This window comes from Thalassospira profundimaris (genome assembly GCF_003326755.1).
GTDB classification, from domain to species: domain Bacteria; phylum Pseudomonadota; class Alphaproteobacteria; order Rhodospirillales; family Thalassospiraceae; genus Thalassospira; species Thalassospira profundimaris_B.
In genome coordinates this window covers 157,349-169,326 of record NZ_JPWH01000006.1, presented here as the reverse complement: position 1 = coordinate 169,326, position 11,978 = coordinate 157,349, and the positions used below count along the sequence as shown (strand labels likewise).

Genomic DNA, 11,978 nt, shown 5'->3' with positions numbered 1-11,978 from the left:
AAAGGAGATTTTCATGGCAGTTGCACAGGAAAAGACCAAGGATACGACCGATACATCCCCGCCTGCCAATCCGTCGGCGCAGGGACAAAAGGCGACCCCGGCGCAAACCAGCCCGGTTCCAACGGGTAACGCGCAAAATGCCAAGCCCGCCCAACAGGCCGAAGGCCCGCTGGTTTTGGAAGGCAATGTCGATGCGATTGACCGTGAACGCCTGTTTGGCTGGGTGTGGTGCCCGCAACGACCCGATGCGCAAATTGATGTGATTGTGCGCATGAACGGCCATACCCTGTTAAAGGTCAAGGCGGACTGCGAACGGATTGATTTGCGCCGCAATGGCATTGGCAATGGCAAACATGCCTTTGAAATTGAACTGCCCGAAGCCGCCCTTGCCGCTGCCGACAGCCTGAGTGTTGTGGCCATTACGCCGGAAACCGGGGCCGAAACCGCCTTGCGCATTCCCTCGCAAACCGAACAGGCCGCCCATTCGGCGATGAATGCACCGCTGGGTAAAATTCTGGATCGTCTCGACCGTCTTCTTGCTGCGCAGCATATTTTGCAAAACGGCCAGCGCGAAGCCGCCAAGCGCCTGATTGATTCCTCCAAACGCATGGACGAACTGGCATCGGCCGATGATGGTATCGAGGCCGGTGTGCGCCTGGTGCGCAACGGGCAGGAAGAACTGGCCAGCCGGGTGGAACAGCTTGAAGTGTTTTTGGTGCGGTTTGACAAATCGCTGGGTGGTTTTGATGAACGCCTTGCCGTTTTAAATGACAAGCACCGCAATGATTTGCGAACCCCGCTTTTGTTGCTGGCGGTGTTGGTGGGGCTGGTCGGTGGTTTGTCGCTTGGCGCAATTGTGTGGTGAGGCGGGCACAATGACAATCAACCCGTTAAACGCCATGTTTGACCTGCCGGTTCGCCAATATGTGCTGTTGTTGGGCGCGGGCGGCCAATTGGGGCAGGAATGCGCCGCGCAGTTGGCAAAGCAGGGCATTTCCCTGTTTGCACCGCCCCGTCATGATCTTGATCTGGTCGAACTGTCGCCAATGTTACACGCGATAAAGGCACATCCCCCAGCGGTATTGGTGAATGCGGCAGCATTTACCGATGTTGACGGGGCGGAAACCCTTCGGACAGAGGCACGCCAGATCAATGCGGAAGTGCCGGGCCTTTTGGCCGAAGTCGCGGCTGACATGGGTGTGCGCCTGATCCATGTATCGACCGATTTTGTTTTTTCGGGTGAGGGTTCCAGCCCTTATTTTGAAAGCGACAGGACCGGACCAGTCAATTGGTATGGTGCGACAAAACGGGCAGGGGAACGTGCCGTGCGCATGTCGGCCCCTGAGACAGTGATTTTGCGAACTGCTTGGTTGCATGGCCGTCATCGTCGGTGTTTTGTGCAGGCAATGGCCGAAAAACTGGCGCGCGGCGAACAGATTTCCGCTGTGAATGACCGGTTTGGTTCGCCCACCTCGGCGGTGATGCTGGCCTCTCATATTACTCGACTGTGCCAGCGCATTATTGCGGGTGACGCCATTGAAGCCGGGATATTCCATTGTGCCGGGATTGGCGGAGCCAGCCCCTATGACATCGCATTGGAAATTGCCGATCATGTGGGGGCGGATCAAAGCCTGGTTGCGCCGGTATTAAGCGCAAACCGCAATGAAATTGCCGCCCGTCCCACATTTGCCGTGCTCGATTGCAGCAAAATCGCCCGTCATTTGCAGTTACCCTGCCAGCCCTGGCAACAGGGTTTGCGCCAAACATTGATGCAATCGGGCATTCCAGAGGGGAAAATCGCATGAAGGGCATCATTCTGGCCGGGGGCACCGGCAGCAGGCTGTGGCCGATTACCCATGCCACCAACAAGCAATTGTTGCCCGTTTGGGACAAACCCATGATTTTTTACCCCCTAAGCACCCTGATGCTGGCGGGTATTCGCGATATTTTGATCATCACCGCAACCGGCCAGAGCGGCGCTTTCAGCTCGCTTTTGGGTGATGGCAGCCAGTTTGGCGTGCAGCTTTCCTATGCCGAACAGGATAAACCCAACGGCATTGCCGAGGCGTTGCTGATTGGCAGGGACTTTCTGGATGGGGATTCCTGCGCGCTGATTTTGGGCGATAACCTGTTTCATGGCGATAATTTGGGCGCGCGCTTGCAGGCTGCTGCACGCCGCCATGACGGGGCGACGGTATTTGTTCATGCCGTGCGCGACCCGGAACGTTATGGCGTGATGGCCTTTGATGGTGATGGCAAGCCATTGGATATTATCGAAAAACCATCCCATCCGCCGTCCAACCTGGCGGTGACGGGGCTGTATTTTTTTGATGCAACCGCGCCGGAACGCGCCAGTACCCTTCAACCATCGCACCGGGGCGAGCTGGAAATTACCGACCTTAACCGTGCCTATCTTGAGGATGGCATGCTTAATGTTGAAATGCTGGGAAGGGGGTGTGCGTGGCTTGATACCGGCACTCCCGCCAGCCTGTTGCAGGCCGCCCAGTTTGTGTGTTCGGTCGAGGAACGCCAGGGCCTGAAAATTGGCAGCCCCGAAGAAACCGCCTGGCGGCTGGGCTGGATTGCGCGTGACGAAATGACGCGCAGCGCGGGCTTTAACGCCAACAGCGAATATGGCCGCTACCTTGCGGATATGGCGCATGTCAGTGAGCGCAACGCCATTGGCCTTGAGGTCGAAGGTCTGGGCGAGTTCGGTTTTGTCAGCGCATCTGAAAAATCGTCATTTTACAGTTCATCACATAACAGGAGAGCAGGGCATGAGTGAGCCTTCAGGCCTGCCATTGGACGGGGCAACCGTGATGGCGACACTGGTGGACGAAGGATTGGCCCTCATGGCCGGGGTGGGCAGTGCCATGCCCGCCACGATAGATGTTTACCTTAATGGATCGCCGGACGCCAAGGTTCAGGCATCCATGATCAGTTGGCGTCGCAATGACAGTTCGGCTGAGTCCGCCTTTGGTTTTATCGCCTTGTTGCCACTGGTCAATGTGAGCGGGGGCCGCCTTAAAAAGGTAGTGTTTCGTCGCCCCGGCCAACCGGCGGAATATGCGATTGAAAGCCGGGGTCAGGGCCTGGAGGCGATATTGTCTGCCGTGGCGGAACAGTCCGGTGCCTCGTTTGCCGGGGTGATGGATGGCGTGATCGAGGCGCTGTTGGCCGGTAAAACCAACAAAAAACGGTTGCGCACCGTGGCGGCCCTGGTCCGCATCGCGGCGAGCAGCAACGGCTTTGTCGAAGTTCTTGGCGGGCTTGAGGATAGCGAACTTTATATTCAGGGCTGGTCCAGCAACTTTCCGCATGGCCGCACCCGCGTGATCGCGATTGAAGATGGCCCGGTACTGGCCGAATTGACCAGTGCGGAATTCCAGCGTGATGACCTTGGCGAAGACGCTGCCGGGGTGATTGGCTTGCTGGAGACCGAACGGGTGGTCAAACCGGAAAAATTGCAGCGCATTTATTTCCGGGGCAAGGATGGCTGGTATGGGATCGAGGTTTATCAGCAGCGTGTGCTGGTGGCCCCGCGTGATGTTCCTGCTCATATCCGCTCTGTCTTGGGTCGGGTCAAGGCATCGGATCATATCCTGGAGCAAATGCAGCTTGCCGCTCATCGCTTTGATGGTCGTGATACGGTCTCCGACCTTGATCGTCCCATTCGTGTGGGCATTGATTTTGCGCTGGTGATTGAAGGCAGTGGTATTCTGGTTTCCGGCTGGATGCTGGACCCGGATCGCGGGGTCAATGAAATCAACCTGCGTGTGGGACAGGACAGCATTCGCATTGACGATAGCTGGACCCGCCAAACCCGCCCGGACGTGACCGAAGCCTTCATCAATGATCCGATGTTTACCGGCATGAATTCGGCGCGCAACAGCCACGGTTTTTTGGTGTTTTGCCCGCTGGCCGATACCCCGGCATCTGATCAGGCGATTTATCTGGAATTCAACATTACCGACAGTTTTCCGGCCTATTGCCCGCTTAATCCGACCCGCGCATCGGCGCGTCAGGCGCTGTCACGGGTGTTACCGTCGCTGGATCCGCGCTCTGTTACGGCATCAAGCAGCATTGAACGCCAGTTTGGCCCGATGCTGCAAAATATGACGGCGCAAAGCCCGTTTGCCATTGATGTGCATGACATTGGCAATTTCGATGAAAATGCCCCCGTTACCCTGATTGTCGGTGCCGATGATACGATTGGCGATATGGGTGTCACCATTGCGCTTTTGGGCCTGGACCCGGAAACGCGCAAATTGCCCATCGTTATTGCCGGTCCGGCGGAAAGTTTTGACCAGGTTGGCAGCGACATGCTGCGTCTGGCGGCCTTTTACAAGCTGAATGTGCGTTTCGTGTTTGCCGAAGGTGTCGAGGATTATTGCGATGCGCTGGAAGTGGGGGTGAAAGCCACCAAATCCGATGCCGTTTGCCTGATGTCGGTGCATGTATTGCCGCGCGAAAAGGGCTGGTTTGGTCCGCTTTTGGCGGCCTATCGCAAACGCGGCAGCAAGGGCGCTGTTTGCCCGACCATCCTGTTTGAAGATGATTCCGTGCGCTGGGCGGGGACCTGGATCGAGGAAGGACCGGAAGGCAAATATCTGGCGGATCGTTATGTGGGCTATCCGCGTGCGGTGTTAACCGATGCCGAACCCTGCGAGGTCAGTGCCGGAACGGTGGAATGCTGCATTTTGCCGCGTGCGGCCTTTCTGGATGTCAAGGGTTTTACCCGTGGATATATCGGCCCGTCGGAAAAGGGCCTGGATATTGCGCTGAAATTGCGCATGGCCGGAACGCCATCCTACTGGCTGCCGGAAGTTGAATTATTGGGCAGTGAACAATCGATAACGTCCACGCCCGCCTGGGAGGAACTTTCGCATCGTTTGGACCGCTGGGCGTTTGATCGCCGCTGGTCTTTGGTCGTTTCAAATTTGCGGAGCCACAATCATGCCGTCGACTGATTTGCGTGTGCTGGTCATCTCCCACGGTCATCCCAGCCTGTCGCTGGGCGGGGCCGAAGTCGGGTCTTATAACCTGCATAAGGGACTGAACGAACTCGACGGTGTCGAGAGCTTTTATCTGGCAAGGGTGGGGCACCCGGTGCCGCGTCACGGGGCATCCGCCCTGATGAGTTTGCGCCAGAAAGACAATGAAATTCTTTATCACGCGGAAAATTATGACCATTTCCTGCTGTCAAACCGCAGCACCGGCGAAATTGACCGCGACCTTTTGCGGTTTGTGAAGGATTACAACCCCGATGTGGTGCATTTTCACCATGTGTTGGGGCTGGGTATGGAAACCATCTATGCGGTGCGTGAAGCCCTGCCGGATGCCGCCATTTTCTTTACCTTCCACGAATTTCTGACCATGTGCCACAATCACGGTCAGATGGTCAAAAGCGGCGGGCACAAATTGTGTCACCGGGCCAGCCCGATTGATTGCAATGGCTGTTTTGCCAATATTTCCCCGGCATCCTTCCTGCGGCGTGAACGCTTTATCAAATCCATGCTGGACCTGGCTGATCATTATGTGTCGCCCAGCCAGTTCCTGGCGGACCGTTTCATTGATTGGGGCCTGGATGCCGATAAAATGTCGGTTATTGAAAATGGCCTGGATATTGACAAACAGGCCGCCCTTCGCCCGTTGACCAAGGCGCAACCACGTCGCTCGCGTTTTGCCTATTTTGGTCAGTTAACCATGTTCAAAGGGGCCGATGTGCTTCTGGATGCGGTGGGGCGTGTGCCGGAATCCATTTGGGGCGATGATGCCCGTTTGATGATCTTTGGTGGCAACCTTGATCGCCAACCCCTTGATTATCAGGAAAAAGTCAAAGACCTGATCGAAAAGGCGGGCGAGCGGGTGCGGTTTTATGGGGCCTATCAGAACACCGAAATGCCACGCCTGATGGAAATGGCCGACTGGACCATCATCCCGTCCATCTGGTGGGAAAATTCGCCAATTGTTATTCAGGAAGCCTTCTTTCACGGGCGCCCCATGATCGCCAGTAACATTGGTGGCATGGCCGAAAAAATCGAAGACGGGGTGAATGGCCTGCATTTCCGTGTTGGCAGTGCCGAAGACCTGGCCGACCGTTTGATCGAATGTCTGACAGACCAGACTTTGTGGGACCGGATGCACAACGGGATCCGTCGTGCGCCGACCTATATTGAATGCGCAGAACAACATCTTGCGCAATATCGGGGGGTTCTCGAAAACCGCCCGTCCGCTGTCGCACCCGCTGCGACACCACACCAATCCGTGGTCGGGGCGTGACGGCTTTGCCTGTCACATCTTGAAGCGACCGGAACGTTAACCACGCCATAGCGCGAAAGAGTGTTGGCGAAGGGAAGAAACAGCCCTCACTCATCAACTGCAAGGAGAAAGAACATGGCGCGCGTCCTCGTAATGATTCCCTCGGGCGAAGTCTACGACCATGATTGTGTCCGCTGGTACAATTATCGCGATGTCCAGAAAAGCATTAACCACTATCACAATATTGGTGATGCCTTCGTGTTTGATTCATCACTCAAGCTGATGAATTTTGACAAGCTGGGTGTATTACCCATTGCTGATCCGAAAATGGAAGATATTGATCGCCTGCGCGAAGAGTATGATTACGTCTTTCTGCGCGGTTCAAATTATATCCATTCCCATATGGATTGGCGCAATACGGTGGCGGTTCTTAAACGTCTGAAGCTGCCGGTTCTGGGTTTTGGCATTGGGGCACAGGCCCCGGTCAAGGGCAAGCTGGAGCTTTCCGAACAGACCAAAACCGTTTTGCATATGATGGCGGATTCAACAACCTCCATCGGGGTGCGCGGGGCCTATACCGCCCAGGTATTGTGGGACCTTGGCATTACCAATGTGCGTATCGTCGGCTGCCCGACGGCGTTCCGTGCCAATAACCCGAATATGCGCATCAAGCTGCCCTCCCTGGAGGACGTTAAAAATGTCGGCGTGACCCTCCGACGTGAAGTATCGCCCGCCTATGCCCAGGATATTAAACGATATCTGACCTTCCATCGGGACCTGGTCAAGGAACTGGCAAACCGGTTTGACGTCACCCTGATGGCCCAGGGCGAACCGGAAGAAAAGAAACTGGTTTTCGGCACGGACGTTCAGAAACAGGAAGCCATGCAGGCCCTGAAGGACAATGACTGGGTCAAGAACTGGTACCTTGATGACACGATGGAAAAGCTTTATCGCGAAAAGCTGTTCTATTCCGACGTGGTGTCGGATTACGAGGATCTGGTGCGCACCAAGGATTGCGTGCTGGGCTACCGCCTGCACGGCAACCTTATGGCATTGTCCAACGGTGTGCCGTCGGTTTACTTCACCTATGACAGCCGCACCGTTGAATTTGCCGAAACCTACCAAATCCCCAGCTATGACGTTTTCTCGCAAAAGGATTTCGTGCTGGAAGATTACTGGGACCAGTCCCTGTTTGACAAATTCAACCGCGCCTGGTTCCAGACCTATCGCGAAATGCAAACCTTCCTGAGCGAAAACAACATCGATCACAAGATGACCGATGTGATGGCATCGCAAAACCAGCCGCAGCGTAAAGTGGCCTGACGTTCAAAACCTCTGCATTGCCGCCTGCAAACAGGCGGGCGGCAATGCCCCTTATTTGCGGTTCACGAACAAAATTTCCCCGACCCCGACATGAACCGCCCTTGCAAGGAGGCAATAAAATGACAGTACTTGTTACCGGTGGCGCAGGTTATATTGGCAGTCACGCCGCACTGGCCCTGATGGATGCAGGGCGCAAGGTTGTAATCCTGGACAATCTCAGTCAGGGCCATCGCTGGGCCGTGCCCGCCGGGGCCGCCTTTGTCGAAGGTGATTGCGGCGATCTTGATCTGGTCTCGCGCATTATTCGCGAACATGATGTTACCGCCATCATGCACTTTGCCGGTTCCATCATCGTGCCGGAATCCGTGGTTTATCCGCTGGATTATTATTACAACAATACGGTTAATTCCCGGGCCCTGGCCCAGGCGGCGGTGGATAATAATGTCCGTCATTTTATCTTTTCCTCGACAGCGGGTGTATACGGCGAACCGGCCAAAACCCCGATCCTGGAAGATTTCCCCTCCAAGCCGATTTCGCCCTATGGCACGTCAAAGATGATGACGGAAAAAATGCTGCAGGATGCGGCGGTCGCTTATGATTTACGCTTTGTGGCTCTGCGTTATTTCAACGTTGCCGGGGCCGACCCGCAAGGCCGGGCCGGGCAAACCTCGCGCAAGGCCACCCATTTGATCAAAATCGCCAGCCAGGCCGCCAGCGGTGTGCGCAGCCATCTGGATGTTTATGGTGATGATTATCCGACCGAGGATGGCACCTGTGTGCGCGATTACATCCATGTCAGCGATCTAGCCAACGCCCATGTGCTGGCCCTGGAATATCTGGAAAAGGGTGGTGAAAGCGATGTCATGAATTGCGGCTATGGCCGTGGTTTCTCGGTCTATGAAGTGATTGATGCGGTCAAGCGTGTATCGGGCAATGACTTCACGGTGAACCTTGCCGAACGCCGTGCGGGCGACCCGGCCGCATTGATTGCCGGGGCAGACCGCATTCGCGAGAAGCTTGGCTGGGAACCCAAATATGATGACCTTGATACCATCGTGACCCATGCCCTTGCCTGGGAAGAAAGCCTGAAACAGCGCCAGGCCAACGCCGCCTGACGTTAAAAAAAACGGGGTGAAAACACCCAGATAAACCGCAAAAAAACAAACGAGCAAATTGCCGAAATATGCGCCGTAACGGGCATATTTCGGCCCCGAGCAGGAGTTTCCAGATGGTTGAAAATATCACACCGGGCCGAAAGCCCCGGATTGGCGTGCTGATGCCTGCAGGCAAGGTGGTTGAAGGCAAGGGGGTTGTGACCCACACCTTTGGCGCACCGCAGCGCGCAACCGAACTGTTTACCAATATTGGCGACTGTTTTGTTTATGACAGTTCGCTGCGCATCCTTGATTATGCCGAACTTTACCCGATTTACGGCCAAAGCAGCGGCGGATTGAGCCAGGAGCAGATCGAAAAGATCAATACCCTTGACTACATCTTTTTACGCGGCTCGAACTACATCAACACCAACGGGCAGTGGGATGAAATCACCAATGTTTTGGAAAAAACCAAGGTGCCGGTCATGGCCTTTGGTATTGGTGTCCAGGTGCCGGATAATTCCGATCATTACGTCAATGAATCGACCAAGCGTTTTTTGCAACTGGTGGCGGACCGGTCCAAAACCATTGGCGTGCGCGGGGCCCTGTCGCGCAAGGCGCTTAATTCGATTGGCATAAAAAATGTGCGTATTTTCGGCTGCCCGACGGCGTTTCGTCATTGCAAACCCGAACTAAGCCTGCCGCGCCTTAAGGCCAGCGAGATTAAAAATCTTGGCTTCACCCTGCGCCGTAAAACGCATGGTTTTGCCATGTTGCAGCGTTACATGCTGCGCACTTTGGCGGAAAATTACCGCACCGAGATTTTGTGTGCGGGCGAGCTGGAAGAAAAAGCCATTTTCTATGCCCGCAGTAACCTTGTGAACAATCCCAAGCAGGTGATGGAAAAGGCCGTTGCCAGCCTGATCAAGGAAAAATGGCTTTATGGCGAGAATGATCCGTTGCTGGATTTGTATCGTTCGTCGCTTAGCGTTTTTGAAACCGTGAGTGATTTTGAAGATGCCGAATGTCGCCAGGATGCCGTTACCGGTTTTCGCCTGCATGGCAATTTGCTGGCCCTGGCCAACGAGGTTCCGGCCCTTTACATCACCTACGACACCCGGACCCGTGAATTTGTGAAAACGCTGGGCATTCCGCATGTTGACGGGCGCTATATCGACCGTTTCTCGTTCGAGGAAGCCTGGGACAATGCCGATTTTGACCTGTTTGAAAAAACCTATGCCGAACGGTTCAGGGATTTGACCAAATTCCTTGATGAAAACGGCATGGCGCATCGCCTGGGGAAACACCCGACCCCAAATCTGAGCCAGGCGGCGTGACCATGACGACGGAATGTGCGGGGATCCTCCACGCCCCGCACATTCCGGCCCTTTTTTGGCGACAATAGCGCGGATATGAAAAGTGCATAGAAACGCGATTATCGGATTTCTGGGAAGTGCCATTCTGGCGGTAACGGCTGCCTGGTTTATTCAGTCGCCCAGGGCGCAGGCGCTGGATGTGCGGCTTGCCGGGCGCGATAGCGTTTTGTTTGATACAGCGATCAATGCCTGTGATGATTCCCATTTGCCTGATGCCCCGGCGCGCGCCTTTCGCGATGGGGAAGGGCGCATGGTGCTGTTTGCGCCTAATTTTCGCAACCGTGCCTTTGTCGGACAGAACCTTGAAAACCTGCATAAGGATTGTAACAGCCGGTTTAAGGCCGCAGGCAAGGCCGACCCCGGCCTGCTCGATGACCGCACCTGGCTGCATGCCATTTACACGAATGACGGTGAAACGGTTTATGCGCTGGGCAGTGCCAGTTTCATGCCCTATCGCCATGATATGCCGTGCAAGGGGGCAACACAACGCACCGATTGCTGGATCAACGGTCTTGTTACGCTTAAATCCACCGATGGCGGCCGGCATTTCACCTATCAGGCGCAACCGCCGCATCACGCCCCGTTTCCGCCGCCAATGGCCTATCGTGATGATCGCAAACATGCGCCAAGTTATGTGACGGCCACCAATATCGTGCGCTGGAAGGATTATCTTTATACCATCCTGTGGCGGCGCGGGGTGGATTTCAAATCATCGCGCAATTGTCTGGCCCGGGCCCACGTCGATGACCCGCGAAGCTGGCAATTGTGGAATGGCAAAAAATTCGTCGATGCCGCGCGCCTGACACCCCATAACGGCTGGGAAGTGTATCAAACCGATTGCGCCCGTGTCGGCCCCTATGGCCTGACATCGATCAGGGGCATTGTGCGCCATGAAGCCAGCAACAGTTTTATCGCAGTTTACAAACACCGCCGTAAACACAAGGACGGCAGTTTTGAGCACGGCATTTATTATTCAACGTCAAAGGACATGATCACCTGGTCCATGCCCCGGCTTTTGCTTTCGGCGGATCTTAAGCCCGATGCCGGGCCGGGTGATAGTTATGTGGCTTATCCATCCATCATTGACGAAGACAGCAAGGACCGCATTTTTGGCACGGTGGATGACCAGGCCAGCCTGCTTTACGTCAAATTCGTGCCGGTAAAGCGTAACGGCAAATGGGGCATGACCCGCCAGCTTATGCGCCAGCCCATTCGCTTTATCAATGATGCGAAACAGGGTGCAAACCCGTAACCTCAGCCAAGGAACCGTTAAAATGCAGTTTGACCGATTTGACATAGAAGGACCGCTGCTTTTTGTTCCCAATCAGCACCGTGATCCGCGCGGCATTTTTGCCGAAACCTTCCGCGAGGACGAATTTGCCGCCGCGATTGGCGATACCACACTGGTGCAGGAAAACCAGTCCGTCAGCGGGCCGGTAAACACCATTCGCGGCCTGCATTTTCAGGTTAATCCGCACGCTCAGGGCAAATTGGTGCGGGTCACACACGGGGCCATTCTTGATGTGGCCGTCGATATCCGGCCCGACAGCCCGACCTTTGGCAAACATATCCGTATCGAGCTTTCCGATCAAAACTGGTATCAGCTTTGGGTGCCGCCGGGATTTGCGCATGGATTTCGCACCCTGGTGCCTGACACGACGGTGGTTTACAAGGTCAGCGATTATTACAGCCCGGAACATGACCGTGGCATCGCCTGGGATGACCCGGAACTGAATATTGACTGGCAATTGGGCCGCATGGTGCCGGTGATTTCGGAAAAGGATGAATGTCACCCTTCCTTTGCCGACTGGAAAATGTGCCATGAAAGCCGGGGTTTTTTAATGGATGAAGTCGCCATTCCGCAGCATCCTGCGCTACCGGCGGATCTGTGGGACTATCAGCCCATGCAGGCATCCTGACCCGC

Annotated in this window: 10 protein-coding genes; all 10 read left to right on the top strand. The window is 55.3% G+C overall.

All coding sequences use genetic code 11. The features are described from left to right. Nucleotides 1-13: 13 nt before the first annotated feature. On the top strand, nt 14-865 hold the full coding sequence (locus tag TH25_RS09325) for a hypothetical protein (RefSeq protein ID WP_114088152.1): 852 nt from the start codon (nt 14-16) through the stop codon (nt 863-865). Between the two features lie 10 nt (nt 866-875). Beyond that, nucleotides 876-1,805 carry a dTDP-4-dehydrorhamnose reductase gene (gene rfbD, locus TH25_RS09320; RefSeq protein WP_181847511.1) on the top strand — a complete coding sequence of 310 codons (930 nt, stop codon included), beginning with the start codon at nt 876-878 and terminating at the stop codon, nt 1,803-1,805. After that, nucleotides 1,802-2,785: a glucose-1-phosphate thymidylyltransferase RfbA gene (gene rfbA / locus TH25_RS09315; protein ID WP_114088150.1), complete on the top strand. Its 984-nt coding sequence runs from the start codon at nt 1,802-1,804 to the stop codon at nt 2,783-2,785. Before rfbD ends, rfbA begins: the two co-directional genes overlap by 4 nt. Further along, entirely contained in the window at nt 2,778-4,970 is a 2,193-nt protein-coding gene (locus TH25_RS09310; RefSeq protein ID WP_114088149.1) for a hypothetical protein, read from the top strand. Before rfbA ends, TH25_RS09310 begins: the two co-directional genes overlap by 8 nt. Next, nucleotides 4,957-6,282 (top strand): glycosyltransferase family 4 protein, encoded by a 1,326-nt coding sequence (locus TH25_RS09305; RefSeq protein ID WP_114088148.1) that lies wholly within the window; start codon nt 4,957-4,959, stop codon nt 6,280-6,282. Before TH25_RS09310 ends, TH25_RS09305 begins: the two co-directional genes overlap by 14 nt. A 114-nt stretch (nt 6,283-6,396) precedes the next feature. Next, complete coding sequence (locus TH25_RS09300; RefSeq protein ID WP_114088147.1) at nt 6,397-7,584, top strand: polysaccharide pyruvyl transferase family protein; 1,188 nt, start codon at nt 6,397-6,399, stop codon at nt 7,582-7,584. A gap of 119 nt (nt 7,585-7,703) precedes the next feature. After that, nucleotides 7,704-8,699, top strand: coding sequence for a UDP-glucose 4-epimerase GalE (galE, locus tag TH25_RS09295; protein ID WP_114088146.1), 996 nt, complete (start codon nt 7,704-7,706; stop codon nt 8,697-8,699). Between the two features lie 113 nt (nt 8,700-8,812). Further along, nucleotides 8,813-10,015, top strand: a complete 1,203-nt coding sequence (locus tag TH25_RS09290) for a polysaccharide pyruvyl transferase family protein (RefSeq protein WP_258549096.1) — start codon at nt 8,813-8,815, stop codon at nt 10,013-10,015. Nucleotides 10,016-10,097: 82 nt separating this feature from the next. Further along, entirely contained in the window at nt 10,098-11,306 is a 1,209-nt protein-coding gene (locus TH25_RS09285) for a hypothetical protein (RefSeq protein ID WP_114088145.1), read from the top strand. Between the two features lie 22 nt (nt 11,307-11,328). After that, nucleotides 11,329-11,973, top strand: a complete 645-nt coding sequence (rfbC, locus tag TH25_RS09280; RefSeq protein ID WP_114088144.1) for a dTDP-4-dehydrorhamnose 3,5-epimerase — start codon at nt 11,329-11,331, stop codon at nt 11,971-11,973. The last annotated feature ends 5 nt before the right edge of the window (nt 11,974-11,978 follow it).